At 70.7% G+C, this 18,716-nt stretch carries 17 protein-coding genes; 9 read left to right on the top strand and 8 right to left on the bottom strand.

The annotated features are described in order from the left end of the window. The first annotated feature begins 9 nt into the window (after positions 1-9). Positions 10-657 carry a Uma2 family endonuclease gene (locus SMIR_RS17110; protein WP_168493958.1) on the top strand — a complete coding sequence of 216 codons (648 nt, stop codon included), beginning with the start codon at positions 10-12 and terminating at the stop codon, positions 655-657. 16 nt (positions 658-673) lie between these two features. Here the strand turns inward: SMIR_RS17110 and SMIR_RS17105 are convergent, their stop codons facing one another. The 3 genes from SMIR_RS17105 to SMIR_RS17095 are packed head-to-tail and all read right to left on the bottom strand — an operon-like array spanning position 674 to position 4,016. After that, positions 674-1,528, bottom strand: coding sequence for a transglutaminase family protein (locus tag SMIR_RS17105; RefSeq protein ID WP_248003039.1), 855 nt, complete (start codon positions 1,526-1,528; stop codon positions 674-676). 5 nt (positions 1,529-1,533) lie between these two features. Next, positions 1,534-2,466, bottom strand: a complete 933-nt coding sequence (locus SMIR_RS17100; RefSeq protein ID WP_168493960.1) for an alpha-E domain-containing protein — start codon at positions 2,464-2,466, stop codon at positions 1,534-1,536. Next, positions 2,463-4,016 (bottom strand): circularly permuted type 2 ATP-grasp protein, encoded by a 1,554-nt coding sequence (locus tag SMIR_RS17095; RefSeq protein WP_168493962.1) that lies wholly within the window; start codon positions 4,014-4,016, stop codon positions 2,463-2,465. The genes SMIR_RS17100 and SMIR_RS17095 overlap by 4 nt, the downstream gene beginning before the upstream one ends. A gap of 360 nt (positions 4,017-4,376) precedes the next feature. Between SMIR_RS17095 and SMIR_RS17090 the strand changes: the two genes are divergently transcribed. Continuing rightward, complete coding sequence (locus SMIR_RS17090; protein WP_248003040.1) at positions 4,377-5,447, top strand: helix-turn-helix transcriptional regulator; 1,071 nt, start codon at positions 4,377-4,379, stop codon at positions 5,445-5,447. Here SMIR_RS17090 and SMIR_RS17085 read toward each other — a convergent pair. Together SMIR_RS17085 and SMIR_RS17080 are read right to left on the bottom strand one after the other, a co-directional pair. Continuing rightward, positions 5,374-6,399: a helix-turn-helix transcriptional regulator gene (locus SMIR_RS17085; RefSeq protein WP_168493964.1), complete on the bottom strand. Its 1,026-nt coding sequence runs from the start codon at positions 6,397-6,399 to the stop codon at positions 5,374-5,376. The two genes, SMIR_RS17090 and SMIR_RS17085, sit on opposite strands and share 74 nt — an antisense overlap. Positions 6,400-6,422: 23 nt before the next feature. Further along, positions 6,423-7,406 carry a helix-turn-helix domain-containing protein gene (locus SMIR_RS17080; RefSeq protein WP_097285591.1) on the bottom strand — a complete coding sequence of 328 codons (984 nt, stop codon included), beginning with the start codon at positions 7,404-7,406 and terminating at the stop codon, positions 6,423-6,425. 345 nt (positions 7,407-7,751) lie between these two features. Here SMIR_RS17080 and SMIR_RS17075 point away from each other — a divergent pair, with 345 nt between their 5' ends. After that, positions 7,752-8,048, top strand: coding sequence for a Rieske (2Fe-2S) protein (locus SMIR_RS17075; protein ID WP_075033054.1), 297 nt, complete (start codon positions 7,752-7,754; stop codon positions 8,046-8,048). 145 nt (positions 8,049-8,193) lie between these two features. Here the strand turns inward: SMIR_RS17075 and SMIR_RS17070 are convergent, their stop codons facing one another. Next, positions 8,194-8,607, bottom strand: coding sequence for a pyridoxamine 5'-phosphate oxidase family protein (locus tag SMIR_RS17070; RefSeq protein ID WP_168493967.1), 414 nt, complete (start codon positions 8,605-8,607; stop codon positions 8,194-8,196). 131 nt (positions 8,608-8,738) lie between these two features. Between SMIR_RS17070 and clpB the strand changes: the two genes are divergently transcribed. After that, on the top strand, positions 8,739-11,339 hold the full coding sequence (gene clpB, locus SMIR_RS17065; protein WP_168493969.1) for an ATP-dependent chaperone ClpB: 2,601 nt from the start codon (positions 8,739-8,741) through the stop codon (positions 11,337-11,339). 174 nt (positions 11,340-11,513) lie between these two features. Further along, the gene (locus SMIR_RS17060) at positions 11,514-12,047 is read left to right on the top strand and encodes a YbjN domain-containing protein (RefSeq protein WP_075033056.1); all 534 of its coding nucleotides are present in this window, start codon (positions 11,514-11,516) and stop codon (positions 12,045-12,047) included. A gap of 15 nt (positions 12,048-12,062) precedes the next feature. Here the strand turns inward: SMIR_RS17060 and SMIR_RS17055 are convergent, their stop codons facing one another. Next, on the bottom strand, positions 12,063-13,262 hold the full coding sequence (locus SMIR_RS17055; protein ID WP_422664439.1) for a putative hexosyltransferase: 1,200 nt from the start codon (positions 13,260-13,262) through the stop codon (positions 12,063-12,065). A 106-nt stretch (positions 13,263-13,368) separates the two neighbouring features. After that, on the bottom strand, positions 13,369-14,583 hold the full coding sequence (locus SMIR_RS17050; protein WP_168493971.1) for a pyridoxal phosphate-dependent aminotransferase: 1,215 nt from the start codon (positions 14,581-14,583) through the stop codon (positions 13,369-13,371). Between the two features lie 128 nt (positions 14,584-14,711). Between SMIR_RS17050 and SMIR_RS17045 the strand changes: the two genes are divergently transcribed. The 4 genes from SMIR_RS17045 (at position 14,712) to SMIR_RS17030 (ending at position 18,604) form a co-directional block, all read left to right on the top strand. Further along, entirely contained in the window at positions 14,712-15,038 is a 327-nt protein-coding gene (locus SMIR_RS17045; RefSeq protein WP_211118767.1) for a hypothetical protein, read from the top strand. A gap of 392 nt (positions 15,039-15,430) precedes the next feature. After that, positions 15,431-15,952, top strand: coding sequence for a DUF2617 family protein (locus SMIR_RS17040; RefSeq protein WP_168493973.1), 522 nt, complete (start codon positions 15,431-15,433; stop codon positions 15,950-15,952). A 142-nt stretch (positions 15,953-16,094) separates the two neighbouring features. Then, the gene (locus tag SMIR_RS17035) at positions 16,095-17,738 is read left to right on the top strand and encodes a polyamine aminopropyltransferase (RefSeq protein WP_168493975.1); all 1,644 of its coding nucleotides are present in this window, start codon (positions 16,095-16,097) and stop codon (positions 17,736-17,738) included. Positions 17,739-17,806: 68 nt separating this feature from the next. Next, a complete protein-coding gene (locus SMIR_RS17030; protein WP_168493977.1) occupies positions 17,807-18,604 on the top strand; it encodes an SRPBCC family protein in 798 nt (265 codons plus the stop codon). The last annotated feature ends 112 nt before the right edge of the window (positions 18,605-18,716 follow it).

Here is an 18,716-nt window from a genome sequence, read left to right as displayed (position 1 = left end):
GATGCCGCCATGACCGCTCTTGCACACGAGAGGCCCGAGACCATGTCTGAGGTCAGGACCGAGTCCGAGAACGATTCCGACTTCGACGAGGTCCTGTGGCAGGCATGGAAGGCCATGGAACTCCCCGAGGGCTACCGCGCTGAGATCATCGAGGGAGCCATCGAGGTGTCGCCCACCGCTCGCCGTTCGCACGGCCTGATCACCAATCGCGTGCGTAGGGCCCTGGACAAGTTCTTGGACGGTGGCGAATACGCGTGCCATCAGGATGTGAACGTGATCCACAGGCGCAAGGCGTGGATCCCCGACGCCTTCGTTGCACCGGAGGACACGGAACCCTGGGGTGATGAGGACGACCTCGGTGTCAGGGCCGAGGCCGTCCACCTCATCGTGGAAGTCGTTTCCCCGGGTAAGCGCAACCAGGACCGGGACCGGGTCCGCAAGCTTCGCGAATACGCTCGCGCCGGCATTCCGATCTATGTCGTCATCGATGATTACGACGCTCAGGGATCGGTCACTCTGTGCACCGGCCCGCGTCCCGACAAGGCGGACTGGGAAGACATCCACCGCGTCTACTACGGCACCGACGTCACCATCCCCGAAGGCCCCGCCAAGGGCTTCGTGATCGGGGAAGCGATTACCGGGCCCAAGCGGAGCTGAGGTCGCCCCTTAGTCCTCACGCCACCCGCGTGAACTCCACCGTCACCTCCGGCGGCCCCCCGGCCACCCCCCGGTAGATCCCCTTGTGGGGGGTCACGTCGTCGTAGTCGCGGCCACGGCCGACCACGACGTGGGACTCGTCGGCCCGGGTGCTGTTGGTGGGGTCGTAGCCGGTCCAGTCGCCGGCCCAGTACTCGATCCAGGCGTGGCTCTGGCCGGCGACGGGGCGGTGGAGTTCGGCCTCGCGTTCGGGGTGGAGGTAGCCGGAGACATAGCGGGTGGGCAGGCCCAGGCCGCGCAGGAGGGCCGCCGTCAGGTGGGCGATGTCCTGGCAGACGCCCGCACCCTGTTCCCAGGCCTCCATGGCGCCGGTGTTCACCCCGGTGGCGCCGGGGATGTACGAGACCTGGTCGGTGACCAAGGACGAGACCGCGACCGCCGTCTCGTGCGGGTCCAGGCCCGTCGACGCCGTCCTCGCCCGCTCCACCAGCTCCTGTGTCACCGTCGTACGGGTGGTCGGGGACGCGTACTCCAGGAGGCGGGAGTTCGCCGTCGTTCTCGCGACCTCCGCCCAGGTCGGCGCGGGGGTCGGCGGGCCCGGTGGGGCCGTTTCCACCAGGCTCGACGCCGTGATGGTCAGGTCCTCGTGCGGTTCCATCAGGTCGAAGCCCGTCACCTGGGTGCCCCAGTAGTCCCAGTACGACCAGGTGGGCGTGGTCGGGTTGACCGTGACCCTGGCGTCCAGGGTCGTCTGGCCGGGGAGTGTCAGGGGGGTCATGCGGACCTCGTTGTGGGAGGAGACCGCGGCCTGTGCGTACGAGACGCGGGTGGTGTGCCGGATCCGCAGCCGGCGCGTCACGGGAGTGCTCATCGCGCTCACGCTCCTTCCTGGGCCCACTCGACGGGCCCCTGGTACGGGAAGAACCTCTCCGCCACCGCCTCCGCCGAGGCCATGCACGCTTGTTGCAGGTCACGGAGGAGCAGGGGGAGCTGTTCCTCCAGGGCCGTCAGGTCCAGGTATTCCAGGCGGGTTCTCATCCGGCCTATCGGGCGGCGGGCCGGGTCCTGACGGGGGCGGCCGAGGGCGGCGAGGCACTCCTCGGCGGTGGTGAGCGCGTGCAGGGCGGACCGGGGGAAGTCCCGGTCAAGGAGGAGGAATTCGGCCACTCTCGGGGTGTCGCCGAAACCTCCGTACACCCGGGCATACGCCTCGTCCGCGCCGCTCGCGCTCAGCAGCGTCGGCCAGTCGGGCGCGTGGACGGCGTCCAGCACGCGGACGGAGAGGAGCCGCACCGTCATGTCCACCCGCTCCAGGCTTCGGCCCAGCACCACGAAACGCCAGCTGTCGTCGCGGCTCATCGTGGAGTCGGCGAGGCCGAAGAAGAGGGCGGCCCGGCGGCGTACCAGCTCCAGGTACGCGTACGGGCCCGTGCGGCGGGCCGCGAGGCGCTGGTCGGCCAGCGCGTGCCAGGTGGAGTTGAGGCACTCCCACATCTCGGAGGAGACGGCCTCGCGGGCGCTGCGGGCGTTGAGGCGGGCGGCTCCGAGCGCGCCCTCGATGGAGCAGGTGGAGCGGGCGTCGAAGGCGAGCTGGTCCAGGACCTGCTGCATGTCGACGCGTTCGGCGCCCGCGTCGACGCCGAGGATGGCGTACAGGGAGCGGCAGGCCACGTCCTCGTCGCGCCAGGGGTCCTCCAGGAGGCGGTGGAGGTAGGCGTCGAGGATGCGGCCGGTGGCGTCCGCCCGCTCGACGTAACGGCCCGTCCAGGTCAGGGCCTCGGCTATGCGGGAGAGGATCACGTCGTTCACTGCTGCTGTGCCCCTTCCTGTACGACGCCACGGTCGCCGTCGGGTCCGAGCTGGCGCGGGACCACGTCCAACGCCGTGCCGTCGTCGGTGAAGTCGAGAACTTGGGGGAGCTCGGCGGGGCCCTCCGCCAGCACCCAGGTGTCCTTGGAGCCGCCGCCCTGGCTGGAGTTGACGATGAGGTTGCCCTCCTGGAGGGCGACCCGGGTGAGACCGCCGGGCAGCACCCAGACGTCCGTGCCGTCGTTGACGGCGAACGGGCGCAGGTCGATGTGGCGGGGGGCCATCCGGTCGCCCGCGAGGGTGGGCGAGGTGGAGAGCGCCACGGGCCGCTGCGCGATCCAGCCACGCGGGTCGGCGGCGACGGCCTCCCGGGTGCGCTCCAGGGTGTCCCGGTCGGCCTTGGGGCCGATGACGATGCCCTGGCCGCCCGCCCCGTCCACCGGCTTGATCACCAGCTGGTCGATCTGGTCGAGGACGGCGTCCAACTGGCCCGGTTCGTCCGGACGGTAGGACTCGACGTTCGGGAGAACGGGCTCCTCGCCGAGGTAGTACCGGATCAGATCGGGTACGTATGTGTAGAGGAGTTTGTCGTCGGCGATGCCGTTGCCCACGGCGTTGGCGAGCGTGACGGTGCCCGCCTGGGCGGCGCTGAGGATGCCCGGGCAGCCGATCACCGAGTCGGGCCGGAAGTGCAGCGGATCGAGGAAGTCGTCGTCGAGCCGTCGGTATACGACATGCACCGGCATCTCGCCCCGCGTGGTCCGCATCCAGACACGGTTGTTCCGGCAGACGAGATCGTGCCCCTCGACCAGCTGCACCCCCATCAGCCGGGCCAGCAGGGCGTGTTCGAAGTAGGCGGCGTTGCTGGGGCCGGGGGTGAGCACGACGACCCTCGGGTCGCCGACCCCGCCGGGCGCGGCGGCGCGCAGGGCCGCCAGAAGTCTCTGCGCGTAGCCGTCCACGGGGACGACGTGCTGTTCGGCGAAGAGGGACGGGAAGATCCTGGTCATCGCGCGCCGGTTCTCGATGACGTACGAGACTCCGGACGGCACGCGGACGTTGTCCTCCAGGACCCGGAAGTCCCCGGCCTCGTCCCGTACGAGATCGATGCCGGCGACGTGGATGCGTACGCCGCCGGGTGGCTCGATCCCGTGCGCCGCCCGATGGAAATGGGGGGAGTTGAGCAGGAGACGCCAGGGCACGACCCCGTCCTCGAAGGCGCGGCAGGGCCCGTAGGCGTCGGAGAGGTAGGCCTCCAGGGCTCTCACTCGTTGGGAGACCCCCCGTTGGATGAGGTCCCATTCGAGGGCGTCGAGGATCCTGGGGACCAGGTCCAGCGGCCAGGGGCGCTCCTCGCCCGCGAAGGCGTAGGTCACGCCCCGGTCGGTGAACGCGCGGGCCATCTGGTCGGCCCGGAAGCGCAGTTCACCCGGTTCGATCGGCTGCAGGGCGGCCAGTACCGGCTCATAGGCGGTCCTGACTTCACCCGGCCGCTCAAACATCTCGTCCCACGCATCGGCCAACGCGTACGCGTCAAATATGTCCGCCATGGCCTGACGGTAGGTGCGGTACGTAACGTACCGATCACTCGACGATTTCCGGCAGCTCACGCGATCCGGACAAGGGCCGGAGGAGCCCTGGCCGGACGAGGAGTGTCCGGCCAGGGCGGGCCAGGACGCCGTGTCGCCCTGGGTGAGCGGGTCCACGATGCACCGGGCGGCGCACCGCCACCACCGTCATGTTGTTGCAGAGCGCCGTGCGGAGGTGGGGATATTTCAGGACGTATGCGGGCGAGAGGGGGCGCGCGAAGGGTGCAGCCGTGTTGCGATGGCGGTCGGGGCCGCGCATAGTTGCGCTGCGGACGGCGCGGAGGCGTCGCATCGCGAGGATGCTGGAGCCAGGGGTGGAAGATGGCCGGGCACAGGAGGGACAGGCATCCGCACGGCGCTGACCGACTGTGCGAGGCCGGGGACCGGGTGTACTCCCGGGCCGTGCGGCGCGGGCGCGTGCCGCGCGAGGACGCCGAGACGGTGCCCTGTCTTGTCGAGTTGGCGCTGCTGCATCCGGACCCCGACGACATGGGGTGGCTGGTGCCGACCTCGCCGCAGGAGGTCATGACACGGCTGCTGCGCGGGGTGTACGAGGAGGTCAGCGCCAGCCAGACGCGGGTGGGCGACGCGGTGGCCGCGTTCGAGTGGTACGCCGGTCTCGGCGGGCGCGTCCAGGCACCCACGGAGGGCGTGGCGATCCGCGTGCTCGACGGACTGCCGCGGATCCGGGCCGCGATGGACGAGGCGACCGAGGCGTGCGCGACCGAGGTGCTCACCGTGCAGCCCGGCGGCATCCGTCGCGAGGACGAACTCTCCGAGGGACTGCACCGGGCGCTGGAGATGCGCCGGCGGGGCGTGCGGATGCGCGACCTGTACACGCACGTGGCCCGGCACGGCCAGGGCCTGCACAACTACATGGAGCTGATGGGCGACGCGGCGGAGGCCCGCACCCTCGACGAAGTCGTCGAGCGCCTCATCCTCTTCGACCGCAAGGTGGCCTTCATACCGGCGAACGCGGACCGCACGATCGCCCTGGAACTGCGCCACCCCGCCCTCGTCGACTACCTGGTCACGGTCTTCGAGCGGCTGTGGCGCCTCGCGATCCCGCTCGCCGCGCCGCTCCCGGAGACCGGCATCGACGGCATCACCCACCGCGAGCGGTCCATCGCCGCGCTGCTGGCGGAGGGACACCAGGACGCGGTGGTCGCGGAGCGGCTGGGGATCAGCGTCCGTACCTGCCGCGCGCACATCGCGCGCCTCTCGGAGACCCTGGGCGCGGCGAGCCGTACGCAGTTGGGGGTGCGGATCGCGCAGGCGGGGCTGGACGGGCCGCCGCGCTCCCCGGAACTCCAGACACTCACCGCTCCCGGCTCGGCTCCTGGTCCTGTTCCTGTTTCTGTTCCTGATCCAGAATCCCCGACCGGCCTATGAGATAGCCGAGTTGCGCCCGGCTCTCACTTCCCAGGGTCGCGGCGAGCTTGGCGATGTGGACGCGGGCGGTACGGACGTTCATGCCGAGGCGGTCGGCGATGGTGGAGTCGGTGTGGCCTTCTATGAGGAGGCCGGCGATGGCGCGCTGGCGTGGGGTGATGCCGTTGAGGGACGGGCGTTGGACGGCTTGGGGGTACATGGGGGTGGCCAGGCGCCAGAGGCGGTCGAAGGTGGTGACGAAGTAGTCGACGAGGGCGGGGTGGCGGACTTCCAGGGCGAGGGAGCCGTCCTTGTTGGCGGGGATGAAGGCGATGGTGGAGTCGACGACGATGAGCCGGTCGGTGACCTCGTCGAGCGAACGGGCCTCGGCGTCGCCTCTCAGCTGCTCATAGCGGGCGAGGAGGGACGGGGCGTGTCGGAGCGTGTGCTGGTAGAGGGTGCGGATGCGGCCTCCGCGGCTCAGTAGATCCTGGTCGCGGGTCAGGGAGCGGGCCTGCGCCACCGCGCTGCGCCGACCGGTGTGGCCGGTGTGCGGCTGGACGCACAGGAGTTCCCGGGTCGCTTCGGCCATGGCTTCGGTGATGGCCCGGTTGATCCGGTCCGAACCGCTGAGGACCCTGAGCATCGGGGTGTCCGACGCGGATGACGTGTGCCGGCCGTCGATACGCATGAGGGGCTCGAACACGGCGGCCAGCCGGGCCTCGCGCCGCCGTTCGTCCGCGATGCGGTCCTCGATGTCGCGCAGCAGCTGGTGGAGTGAGACGGCCGGGGCCGTGGGTTCCAGCCACTCCAGGTCCTCGACGCTCGGGTGGAGCAGGCCGAGGTCGATCAGGCAGGGGACGTCCGTGGCCTCATGGGTGAGTACGCCGCCGTTGCGTAACGCGCGTTCGTACAGGGTGCGGCCGGCCTCGCACATCTCGTCCACTCCGTGGCTGTGTGCCTCGGCTGTCATGTGTGGTGCACCTCCTCGCTCGTTCAGCGATCCTGGTCCAGGATCCCCGACTGTGCGATGAGGAAGCCGAGTTGGGCCCGGCTGCCGCTGCCGAGGGCGGTGGCCAGCTTGGCTATGTGGGCGCGGCAGGTGCGGACGTTCATGCCGAGGCGGCGGGCGATGGCCTCGTCGACGTGCCCCTCCACAAGGAGTTTGGCGATGGAGTGCTGGATCTCCGTGATGCCGTCGGGGGCCGTCTCGTAGGGGGCGCCGGCGCTCAGCGGGACGGACCGGCCCCACATGAACTCGAAGACCTTGATCAGGTAGCGGACGAGTCCCGGGTTGCGGAGTTCCAGGGCGACTTGCTGGTCGTCGCGGGTGGGGATGAAGGCGACGGTCTCGTCGCAGATGATCAGGCGCTCGACCAGCTCGTCGATGGTGCGGTACTCCACCTTGCCGTTCGAGAGCTGCTCCACGTAGGCCAGCCGCTCCAGGTCGTAGCGGACCGTGTGTTGATAGAGCGTCCGGATGCGCACCCCGCGCTCGGTCAGCGGCCGGTCGCGCTCCATCCCCTGGAGGATGCTGCGTTCGGAGAACCGGTTGCTCGGCTGGACCGTGAGCATCTCGGTCTGGCACTGGGCCGTGGCCAGGTTGAGCGCCGCGTTGATGCGGTCGCCGCCCTCCAGCACCGTGATCGAGTGCGTGGTCGCCGTCGTCTGCGTGCTGAGCGCCATGAACGGCTCGAAAGCATCGGACAGTTCGATTGACCAGCGCCTGCGCTCGGCTATCTCCTGCTCTAGGGGGTTGAGCCGCTGAGCCAGGGCGACTGCCGGAGGTACGGGTCGCAGCCAGTCCGGGTCATCGGGATCAGGGTGAAGAAGGGACAATTCCATCAGACAGGAAGCCGACTTTACGTCTTCGCGGGCGATACGTCCGGTGCGCAGGGCATGCGCATAAAGTCGGCCACCTTCCTCACACAGTTCGGTCACCGCATGGGGATGTGTCGCTTTAGTCCGATTCGTTGTCAAATCTCCACCCCCCAGGGTCCTGAACGTGCAGGAACATGATGCACCGATTGTGTGGCCATGACGTGCCCGAATGAGCCATCGTCGTATCCGACGGGGGAAGAGGGGACCTTCAAGTGAGGACGAAGCCGACTATGCGTAACAGAATGCTTCGCTCGGTGCTTGTCGCTGCCTTCTCTGCCGTTGTGGCCATCGGAGCTCTGAGTGGCCTATCCGGTACGAAGAGCGACATGCGAGCGGACAGCAAGTGGCCGGCGGTTGCCGTGTCCACCACGCCCGTGGATACGGCAGAGGGAGCTGGAGGCTGACGTGACCACTCCACCCGACGACCGCTCCTTCCGTCGAGAAATGGCCACCGCCTACCGCTCTGGATGGCACTTCATCGACCTGGCGACCGCCATTCCCCACAGTGGCGACTCGTTGATGGTGACGGTGTTCGGAGAGCCGGTCGTCGTCACCCGGGATGACGACGAGGACGTCCGGGCGTACCGGTGTCTGCGGCGCCCGCGCGGCGCGCCGCAGCCCGTGCGGTGTGCCATTCGGTACGGAATGATCTTTGTGAACCTCGACCAGCGTGACCACCAGCTGGCCGAGCCGGAAGTCCCTGACGTAAGGACCATCTCAGCCACCCCCCGCAGTGCCTGACGCGATTCCCCCGTCGTAGTAGATCGCGCAGGTACTTCCCCCCGCAGCGGCGTCACCGTGACCTGAACACGGTGACGCCGCTGCAGTTTTGGGCGAAGGATCCAGGTATCCGCCCATCTTCATGCCATCTCCACAACGGCTGAAATCAGCCGTGCCCCATCGCCGAGGTCAGCGTGATCTCGATCGCCACCCGGTCGGGGTTCGGCGAGGGCACCCTCCCGTACCGCTCCGCGTACCGCCGCTCCGCCTCCGCGACACGCGCGGGGTCCGCGGCGATCCTCGCGCGCCCCTCCAGCGTCGCCCACCGGCGCCCGTCCACCTGGCAGACCGAGACGCGCGCCCCCTGCGCTCCCGCGGCGAGCACGTGCCCCACCTTCGCGCTGGACTTGTTGGTGATCACCCGAGCCAGGCCCGCCTCGGGGTCGTATGTAACCCCGACAGGCACGACGTGCGGGCTGCCGTCCGCCCGGAGGGTGGTGAGGGAGCACAGATGGCGTTCCCGCCAGAAGGTGAGGTACGCGGGGTCGGGATCGTGCGGGTCCACCGGGTATGCGCTCATGGTCGGAAATGTATCCCCACCCGTGCGTGCCATGGCTTCCCGGCCGTCCTTGAGTGGAATAGACTCAACTTTGTGTACGTTGGGTGAGTCAGTCCGTACATCAGGGTCGTATTGAGGAGGAGAACGCGAACGTGGACGCCGAGCTGACCAACAGGAGCCGGGACGCGATCAACGCGGCCACCAGCCGGGCCGTGTCCGAGGGGCACCCCGACCTCACCCCTGCCCACCTGCTGCTCGCGCTGCTCGGTGGTCAGGAGAACGAGAACATCACCGACCTGCTGGCCGCGGTCGACGCCGACCAGGCCGCCGTACGGGCCGCGGCCGAGCGCGTCCTCGCCGGCCTGCCCAGCGTGACCGGGTCCACCGTCGCGCCCCCGCAGCCCAACCGCGAACTGCTCGCCGTCATCGCCGAGGCGGCCGACAAGGCCAAGGAGCTCGGGGACGAGTACCTCTCCACCGAGCACCTCCTCATCGGGATCGCCGCGAAGGGCGGCCCGAGCGGCGACGTACTCTCCCAGCAGGGCGTCAGTGCGAAGAAGCTGCTTGAGGCGTTCCAGAAGAGCAGGGGAGGACGCCGGGTGACGACCCCGGATCCCGAGGGCCAGTACAAGGCGCTCGAAAAGTTCGGTACGGACTTCACCGCCGCCGCGCGCGACGGGAAGCTCGACCCGGTCATCGGCCGGGACCAGGAGATCCGCCGGGTCGTGCAGGTGCTGTCCCGGCGCACCAAGAACAACCCCGTACTCATCGGTGAGCCCGGCGTAGGCAAGACCGCCGTCGTGGAGGGGCTCGCCCAGCGGATCGTGAAGGGCGACGTGCCCGAGTCCCTCAAGAACAAGCGGCTCGTCGCGCTCGACCTCGGCGCCATGGTGGCCGGGGCGAAGTACCGGGGTGAGTTCGAGGAGAGGCTGAAGACCGTCCTCGCCGAGATCAAGGACTCCGACGGGCAGATCATCACCTTCATCGACGAGCTGCACACGGTCGTCGGCGCGGGCGCGGGCGGCGACTCCGCCATGGACGCCGGCAACATGCTCAAGCCGATGCTCGCCCGCGGTGAGCTGCGGATGGTCGGCGCCACCACCCTCGACGAGTACCGCGAGCGGATCGAGAAGGACCCCGCCCTGGAACGCCGCTTCCAGCAGGTCCTGGTCGCCGAGCCGTCCGTCGAGGACACCATCGCGATCCTGCGCGGACTCAAGGGCCGCTACGAGGCCCACCACAAGGTCGTGATCGCGGACAGCGCGCTGGTCGCCGCGGCCACCCTCTCCGACCGGTACATCACCTCCCGCTTCCTGCCCGACAAGGCCATCGACCTCGTCGACGAGGCAGCCTCCCGGCTGCGCATGGAGATCGACTCGTCCCCCGTCGAGATCGACGAACTCCAGCGCGCGGTGGACCGGCTGCGCATGGAGGAGCTGGCCCTCGACAAGGAGACCGACCCCGCCTCCCGGCAGCGTCTGGAGAAGCTGCGCCGCGACCTCGCCGACAAGGAGGAGGAGCTGCGGGGCCTGACCGCCCGCTGGGAGAAGGAGAAGCAGTCCCTCAACCGCGTCGGCGAGCTGAAGGAGAAGCTCGACGAGCTGCGCGGGCAGGCCGAACGCGCCCAGCGCGACGGCGACTTCGACACCGCCTCCAAGCTGCTCTACGGCGAGATCCCCACCCTGGAGCGGGACCTGGAGGAGGCCTCCGAGGCGGAGGAGGAAGCCGCCAGGGACACCATGGTCAAGGAGGAGGTCGGCCCCGACGACATCGCGGACGTGGTCGGCTCCTGGACGGGCATCCCGGCCGGGCGCCTCCTGGAGGGCGAGACCCAGAAGCTCCTGCGCATGGAGGAGGAGCTGGGCCGCCGCCTCATCGGCCAGAGCGAGGCCGTCCAGGCCGTGTCCGACGCCGTACGCCGCACCCGCGCCGGAATCGCCGACCCGGACCGGCCCACCGGATCGTTCCTCTTCCTCGGCCCGACCGGCGTCGGCAAGACCGAACTCGCCAAGGCCCTCGCGGACTTCCTCTTCGACGACGAGCGGGCCATGATCCGCATCGACATGAGCGAGTACGGCGAGAAGCACAGCGTCGCCCGGCTGGTCGGCGCCCCGCCCGGGTACATCGGCTACGAGGAGGGCGGCCAGCTCACGGAGGCCGCGCGCCGGCGCCCGTACAGCGTCGTCCTGCTCGACGAGGTCGAGAAGGCGCACCCGGAGGTCTTCGACATCCTGCTCCAGGTGCTGGACGACGGACGGCTCACCGACGGACAGGGCCGTACGGTCGATTTCCGCAACACCATCCTCATCCTCACCTCGAACCTGGGAAGCCAATTCTTGAGTGGGCACAGCCTGGTCGAGCCGCTGACCTCCGAGGAGGAGAAGAAGCAGCAGGTCCTGGAGGTCGTACGGGCCTCCTTCAAGCCAGAATTCCTCAACCGCCTCGACGACCTCGTGGTCTTCTCGGCGCTGAACAAGGAGGAGCTGGAGCGCATCGCCGGGCTCCAGATCGGCCGCCTCGCCAAGCGGCTGGCCGAGCGCCGGCTCACCCTGGAGGTCACCGACGCGGCCCTGGCCTGGCTCGCGGAGGAGGGCAACGATCCGGCGTACGGGGCCCGGCCGCTGCGCCGCCTCGTCCAGACCGCGATCGGCGACCGGCTCGCCAAGGAGATCCTGGCGGGCGAGGTCAAGGACGGCGACACGGTCCGGGTGGACGCCTTCGGGGACGGCCTGATCGTGGGGGTCGCGCAGTAGCCCGGACGGGCTGATTCTCAGCGGTCGACGGCGCCGGTCCCGGCGGCGCCGTCGTCACTGGCCGCAGCGGATACACACTCCCGGTGGTGGTGTCCGTGCCTTTGCCTGTGGGGGTTGCCACTGACCGCCCGTGATGGGGGAGGATGGCAGCATCCGTACGAAGGGAAATACACGGTGAGCATCGACCCGTCCTCGATTCCGAATTTCGGGGGCCAGCCCGAGCCGCAGCCCGGCGGACCGGCGGGCCCCGTCGTCCCGGATCAGGACCTCGTGAAGCAGCTCCTGGATCAGATGGAGCTGAAGTACGTCGTCGACGACGAGGGTGACCTCGCGGCGCCGTGGGAGGAGTTCCGTACGTACTTCATGTTCCGCGGCGAGGGGGACCAGCAGGTCTTCTCGGTGCGGACGTTCTACGACCGGCCGCACCAGATCGACGAGAAGCCGACTCTGCTGGAGTCCATCGACGACTGGAACCGCCGCACGCTGTGGCCGAAGGTCTACAGCCACACGCACGACGACGGCACAGTCCGCCTGATCGGCGAGGCGCAGATGCTGATCGGCACCGGCGTCGCCCTCGAGCACTTCGTTTCGTCGACGGTCAGCTGGGTGCGGGCCGCCATCGAGTTCGACAAGTGGCTCGTCGAGCAGCTCGGCCTCGAGCAGGAAGTCAACGAGGCGGAGAAGCCCGAGGACGACGACGAGGAGTAGTCCTCCCACCAGGTTTTACAGCGGCGTGTGCGCGATGACGACCAGATACGCGCCGTAGGCGAACGAGAGCCCGGCCAGGGCGCCGACCACCAGGACGGCGTGCCAGGGCCGGGTTCTTGCCGTGCGGACCAGCGCCCGGGCGAGCGGCAGCAGCAGCGGGAACGCGGGCAGCAGGAAGCGCGGCTTGCACTCGAAGAACCCGGAGCCGCCGAGCGCGATCAGCAGCAGTACCCCGCTGTGCACGAGCAGTGGCAGCGGGGCGCGGTCCGCGATCAGCAGCCCGTACAGCAGCACGGCCGCCGCCACGACCACCATCGTCATCGGGAACACGAAGCGGTCCCCGTGCGTCAGCAGATGCTGGACGAAGCGCAGCGAACCGGCGCCGAAGTCGAAGCGCGAGCCCCACAGCCGCTGCACCTGGAAATAGCCGCCGAACGGATCTCCCTTGCGCCGCCCCACCCACAGCACATAGCCGCCCCAGCCGACCGGCGCGAGCGCGGCGCCCGTCCACAGCCTGTGGGAAACCCGTCCGCGCCGCCGCCAGACCTCGCACGCCGCCGCGGCCAGCACCGCCGCGGCCACCGCGAGCCCGTTCGGCCGCGACATGCCCGCGAGCGCGGCCAGCGCGCCCGCCCACAGCCAGCGCCCGGTGAGCACCGCGTACAGCGACCAGGCCGCGAAGGCGGAGAGGACGGGCTCGGTGTACGCCAGGGACAGCACGATCGAGTGCGGGAGCAGGCCCCACAGCAGGACCAGCATGGTGGCGACGGCGCGGCCGTGCAGCCGGGCCCCGATCGCGTAGATCCCGCAGGCGGCGACCGCGGCGGCGGTCCAGGCGACCAGCAGTCCCGCCGCGCCGCCGCTCAGCGCGGTCAGCGTGGTGACGGCGCGGATCAGCCCCGGATACAGCGGGAAGAAGGCCAGGTCGCTGTGGACGACGGTGGGCCTGAAGTACTGGGTGCGTCCGTAGCCGTGCGCCGCGATCCCCAGGTACCAGAGCGAGTCCCAGGACCGCCCGAGCAGGGCGAGGGGGCGCTTGCCGCCCGCCCAGGCGGTTCCGGCGAGCACGAGAACGCCGACGAGTCGCGCCGTCGCGAACAGCGCCAGCGCGTGCGCGACAGGGGGCAGGCCGTGCGCGGAGCGCGCCGGACGGCCGTGCCCCCCGTCACCGGGCTTCGGGGCGGCGGGGGCCGGAAGGGTACTGGCGTGGGTCACACCCGAACTGTGCGTCCCTTACGGTGTATTTGCGAGCTTTACACGCCTGGGTGAGTGCGGTTTCCCCCACTTCGGCGCGCCGTCCCCACCGTCCTGGGCCCCCGTGCTACCAGGCCGCCTTGAGCCGCTTCGCCGCCTCCTCCAGCACCTCGGTCCGCTTGCAGAACGCGAACCGCACGAAGGGCGCGCCCGCCTCCCGGTGGTCGTAGAAGACCGCGTTCGGGATGGCGACGACCCCGGCGCGCTCCGGGAGCGCACGGCAGAAGGCGAAGCCGTCGGACTCGCCGAGCGGCCGGATGTCGGTGGTGATGAAGTACGTGCCCGCCGGCTGGAAGACCTTGAACCCCGCCTCCGTGAGCCCGGCCGCCAGCACGTCTCGCCTGGCCAGCATGTCCGCGCGGAACGCCTCGAAGTACGTGTCCGGCAGTGCCAGCGCCTCGGCCACGGCGTACTGGAACGGCCCCGACGCCACGTACGTCAGGAACTGCTTGGCCGACCGTACGGCGGTGACGAGGTCCGGCGTGCCCGTCACCCAGCCCACCTTCCACCCCGTGAAGGAGAAGGTCTTCCCCGCGCTGCCGATGGTGACCGTCCGCTCCCGCATCCCCGGGAAGGAGGCCAGCGGCAGGTGTTCGGCCTCGTCGAACACCAGGTGCTCGTACACCTCGTCGGTGATGACGAGGAGATCCCGCTCGACGGCGAGCTTCGCGATCTCCCCCAGCTCCTCGCGGGTCAGGACGGTACCGGTCGGGTTGTGCGGGGTGTTGACGAGCAGCAGCCGGGTGTTGTCGGTGACCGCGTCGCGCAGCTCGTCGAGATCGAGCCGGAAGCGCCGGTGGGTGACTCCGTCGCGGGTCTCCTCGTGCGGGCGCAGGGTGACCGGGATCCTGGTCCCGCCCGCCATCGCGATGCTGGCCGCGTACGAGTCGTAGTACGGCTCCAGGGCGATGACCTCGTCACCGGGCTCGACCAGCGCGAGCAGCGACGCCGCGATGGCCTCCGTGGCACCGGCCGTGACGAGCACCTCGCGGTCCGGGTCGTACGCCAGTCCGTACCGGTGCTTCTGGTGTTCGGCGATCGCCGAACGCAGCTCGGGCACGCCGGGGCCCGGCGGGTACTGGTTGCCGCGTCCGTCGCGCAGCGCCCGCACGGCCGCCTCCCTGATCTCCTCGGGCCCGTCCGTGTCGGGGAAGCCCTGGCCCAGGTTGATCGATCCGGTGCTCAAGGCCAGGGCCGACATCTCGGCGAAGATCGTCGTGCCGAACTCGGCGAGTCGGCGGTTGAGGAGGGGGCGTCGGCCGTTGGAGGTCATGCCGGTCATCCTGCGCCGAAGCTCTGGACTTCCTCAACTCTGCTTTGGCTGGTGAGACGCGAGGGCATCCCCCTGGCACGCAAGAAGCGAGGCGCCCACGGGGGGTCGCTTCGGGGGAACGAAAGGAGGGTGACGCCATGTTCATCGGCTTCATCCTGGCGGTCGTCTTCATCCTGTTCGTCGTGTCGTTGCGTGCCGCCGCCCGCGGCCGGAAGAAGGTCGGGCTCTCGAAGAGCTCGTCGGGTTCGGCGCGGGGCCGCCGCTCGCGGGGCGGGTCCTCGGACAGCTCCGGCAGCTGGTGGGCCGGCGGGGCCGGGGGAGCCGTGTCGTCCTGCGGCAGCGGTTCGTCCGGCGGGCACCACGGGGGTCACTCGTGCGGCGGGCACTCGTCGTGCGGGGGCGGCTCGTCCTGCGGAGGCGGGTCGTCGTGCGGGGGCGGCGGGGGGTGCGGCGGAGGCAGCTGAGCTTCGCCGGGGGTGTGGGGCGCGGGGGCGAGGGAGGGGCTTCTGCTGCGGGCCGGTGGGGCTGGTCGCGCCCGCGCGGCGGAGCCGAAGATGTCACCGCCCCGCGCCCCTTACGGTGCGCCGGGGCGCTTCGTTCCGCGCGCCCCGGCGCACGCCGTGGTTGAACAGTTGAACTGTGGAGCCCTCGGGGGGATGGAAACCCTACGAAGTTGGGTAAAAACGCTGTGACGGCGCCACAGTTCATGATTCCCTCTAAACCACCAAAGCAGCCCTCGGATCGTCCCTTCCCCACAGGGCAGACCGGGCTGACCGGGCCGATCCCCCGGTACTGAGGTACCGACCGGGTGCGCCGGATCCCCACCTCCCTTTTTGCGTGCTAGCGGAGCCGACCCATGCTCACGACCCTGAACACCTCGTACACCGACACGCGCGCGGCCGACCTGGCGTGGGCCCTGGGGCGCGAACCGCTCCCCGCGCTCGCCACTCTCGACCTCGAACTCGGCGGGGCGAGACTGCAGTTGCGGCTCCTCGGCGCGTCCCACCAGGTCCTCCTGGAGGAGGAGCGGGGCAGCTGTTCGGAAACCGTCGCGTGCATCGCCGGCAGCAGCACGCCGCTTCCGCTCGGGGTGGCCAAGCGGGTCGGTGACTGGGAGTACGAGTTCGCGGCGCGCGTCGAGACGCTCTCCTGCGGGTCCTTCGCGGGGCGGGCGCAGGAGTTGCTGGCCCTGGTCTCCGACCACCCCAACGGACTCGCCGGCGTCTTCCCCGGCAGCCCGCACGCCTTCACCGCGCTGCTCGCCCAGCGCCACGAGGGGCAGGTCCACTGGCGTACGTGGCACGCCTACCCGCAGGACGGCCAGCTGGTGGCGACGCGCACGAGGGTGGGGGTACGGGTGACGGCGGCGGTGCTGTGAGGGGGGTGCTTCGCCTGCCGCTTCGGCTGCCGTTTCGCCTGCCGACGAATTCGTCATCAGTGCCGGACGCCACACATCGGGACGGCACTTCCACACGTGTGGGTGACGAAGCGTCGTGGTGGCGTGACGTAGCGTTCCACGCGTGATCGAACCGCACGCGCCTGCTCCCCCCGGCGCGCCGCCGCCCTGGGGCGTCCAGGGCCAGGCGCGGCTGCCCGTCCGCCCGGGCATCGGGCGGTTCCTGGTCCTCGCGGGCGTGTTCGTCTGCGCGGCCTGTGGACTCGTGTACGAACTCGAACTCGTCGCCCTCGCCTCGTACCTGATCGGCGACTCGGTCACCCAGGCCTCCGTGGTCCTCTCCGTGATGGTCTTCGCCATGGGCATCGGCTCCCTCGCCGCGAAACGCCTGCGCCCCCGCGCCGCGGCCGGCTTCGGCGCGGTCGAGGCGGCGCTCGCCCTGGTCGGCGGCTGCAGCGCGATGGCCCTGTACGCGGTGTTCGCGTGGACCGGCGACTGGGGCGGGGTCTGGACGAGCGGCTCGCGCTATCTCCTGGCGGCCTTCTCCCTCGCCATCGGCCTCCTCATCGGCGCCGAAGTCCCCCTCCTCATGGAGCTGATACAGCGCATCCGCCGCCAGGACCCGGGCGGTGCGGTGGCGGACCTCTTCGCGGCGGACTACGTCGGTGCCCTCGTCGGCGGCCTCGCCTTCCCCTTCCTCCTGCTCCCCCTCCTCGGGCAACTGGAGGGCGCGCTGCTCACCGGAACCGTGAACGCGCTGGCCGGCGGAGCCCTCGTACTGGGCCTGTTCCGCGGGGACTTGAGCCGACGCGGACGCTGGTTCCTGTTCATCGCCAACGTCCTGGTCCTCGCCCTGCTCGCCGCGGCCGCCGCCCACGTCGACGACTTCGAACGCGCGGCCCGGCGCGCCGTGTACGGCAAGGACGTTCGGGTCGCCCTGCAGACCGGCGTGCAGGAGGTCGTGCTCACCGGCGGCACGCACGGCCGCCCGCTCGACCTCTTCCTCGACGGACGCCTGCGGGTCAGCGGCCGCGACGAGCACCGCTACCACGAGGCGCTGGTCCACCCCGCGATGAACGGTCCCCACGCGCGCGTGCTCGTCCTCGGCGGCGGCGACGGACTCGCCACCCGCGAGGTGCTGCGCGACCCGGGCGTGCGCCGCGTCGACGTGGTCGAACTCGACCCGGGGGTGGTGCGGTTGGCGCGTACCGACCCGGCCCTGTCGGCGCTCAACGCTCACGCGTTCGGCGACCGGCGCGTGCACGTGTTCACCGCCGACGCCTTCGGCTGGCTGCGCGGGGCCGAGTCGACGTACGACGTGGTCATCTCGGACCTGCCCGACCCCGGGATCACGGCGAGCACCAAGCTGTACTCGCAGGAGTTCTACGGCCTGGCGCGCCGCGTCCTCGCCCCCGGCGGCCGCCTGGCCGTCCACGCGGGCCCCGTCTCCTCCCGCCCCCGCGTCTTCTGGACGGTCGAGTCCACACTCCGGGCGGCCGGCCTGCGCACCACCCCCTACTGCGTCGGCGGCCGGGACTCCGGTTTCGCGGCCGGCCCAGACCGCACGGCGGGCGCGTCGAGCGCCCCCCGCGACTGGGGCTTCATCCTGGCCTCCGTCACGGGCACGCCCCTGCGTCTCGACCCGCACGGTCCACGCCTGCGTACGCTCACACAGCCGTCCCTCACCGTCGACGCTCACGCCGCGTGGCGTACCCGCGTACCCGGCCTGGCGCCCTCCACACTGGTCCATCCGCGCTACGCCGACTGAGACGGCGGACGGACGAATCCCCGGATACGAGGGTGCGGTGCGGGCCGTCCTGGGTAGGCTCGGCCGACATGGAGCATGAGGTGTTCGTTCCGGTTCGGGCCGAGCGGCTGAGGGAGGCGCTGGCCGATCCCGTACGGGTGGCCCGGGCGGTCCCCGGACTCCAGCAGGACGCCGGGACGCCGCCCGTCTCCGGGCGCCTGAAAGTCCGCGTCGGCGGCCACACCATCACCTACCGGGGGACGGTCCGGGTCACCGCCCGGGACGACGGTTCGTACGCCGTCGAGGGCGACGCCACCGAGGCGCGCGGCCCCGGCACCGTGAAACTCGCCCTCGCGCTCACCCTCTCCCCCTCCGCCGGCGGCACGACCGTCACCATCACCGGAACCACCACAGCGGATGGCCGCGTGGCGGATCTCCCCCCGGACGCGGTGTCCGCGACCACGGGCCGCCTGCTGAACCGGTTCGTCGAGAACTTGGCGGAGGTGACGGAGACGCCACCGGGCACGGTCGAACGCGAGCCGGAACGGGAGACTGAGCCGGAGCCGGAGGCCGAGCCGGAAGCGGAGGTCGAGCCCGCCCCGGAGGCCGAGCCCTCCGCCCTCTTCGAGGAGGAGGAACCGGCCCCGCCCACCCCGAGCCGTGTGAACAGGGAGGATGCCGTGGCAGAGGCGGCGCATGCGCGACGGACGATGATCGGCCGCAGCGCGGAGGAGGTGGACCACGCCCCGCCGCGTGGCCGCTACGCCCCGGTCCCGGCGCCGGAGACCGCCGTCGGCCGTGCCACGCTCCGCTGGGCGGCCCCCGCCGCGGCCGTCGCCCTGGCCTCGGCCATCGCCGTCACCCGAGCCCTGCGCAAACGCCGCTGACCACAGCACCAGCGCGCCCCGCCGGGGGAGCCGGGAACTGCGTGACCAGCCCCCGCCCACCCGCAGCCGCATGGGGCGGGTAGTGGCGGTGGGGGCCGAGTGGGGAATCCGG

Origin of the sequence: Streptomyces mirabilis, from assembly GCF_018310535.1 — a bacterium.
Lineage (GTDB): Bacteria > Actinomycetota > Actinomycetes > Streptomycetales > Streptomycetaceae > Streptomyces.
The sequence above is the reverse complement of the archived record's forward strand: the minus strand, read 5'-3'. Positions and strand labels throughout refer to the sequence as shown.

Bases quoted from the DNA above. Each gene is read 5' to 3' on its own strand.
- SMIR_RS17105 (WP_248003039.1), bottom strand. From the start codon at position 1,528: ATGAGCACTCCCGTGACGCGCCGGCTGCGGATCCGGCACACCACCCGC.
- SMIR_RS17090 (WP_248003040.1), top strand. From the start codon at position 4,377: ATGGCCGGGCACAGGAGGGACAGGCATCCGCACGGCGCTGACCGACTG.
- SMIR_RS17045 (WP_211118767.1), top strand. From the start codon at position 14,712: ATGTTCATCGGCTTCATCCTGGCGGTCGTCTTCATCCTGTTCGTCGTG.
- SMIR_RS17110 (WP_168493958.1), top strand. From the start codon at position 10: ATGACCGCTCTTGCACACGAGAGGCCCGAGACCATGTCTGAGGTCAGG.
- SMIR_RS17040 (WP_168493973.1), top strand. From the start codon at position 15,431: ATGCTCACGACCCTGAACACCTCGTACACCGACACGCGCGCGGCCGAC.
- SMIR_RS17085 (WP_168493964.1), bottom strand. From the start codon at position 6,399: ATGACAGCCGAGGCACACAGCCACGGAGTGGACGAGATGTGCGAGGCC.
- SMIR_RS17075 (WP_075033054.1), top strand. From the start codon at position 7,752: ATGGCCACCGCCTACCGCTCTGGATGGCACTTCATCGACCTGGCGACC.
- SMIR_RS17030 (WP_168493977.1), top strand. From the start codon at position 17,807: ATGGAGCATGAGGTGTTCGTTCCGGTTCGGGCCGAGCGGCTGAGGGAG.
- SMIR_RS17070 (WP_168493967.1), bottom strand. From the start codon at position 8,607: ATGAGCGCATACCCGGTGGACCCGCACGATCCCGACCCCGCGTACCTC.
- SMIR_RS17095 (WP_168493962.1), bottom strand. From the start codon at position 4,016: ATGGCGGACATATTTGACGCGTACGCGTTGGCCGATGCGTGGGACGAG.
- SMIR_RS17050 (WP_168493971.1), bottom strand. From the start codon at position 14,583: ATGACCGGCATGACCTCCAACGGCCGACGCCCCCTCCTCAACCGCCGA.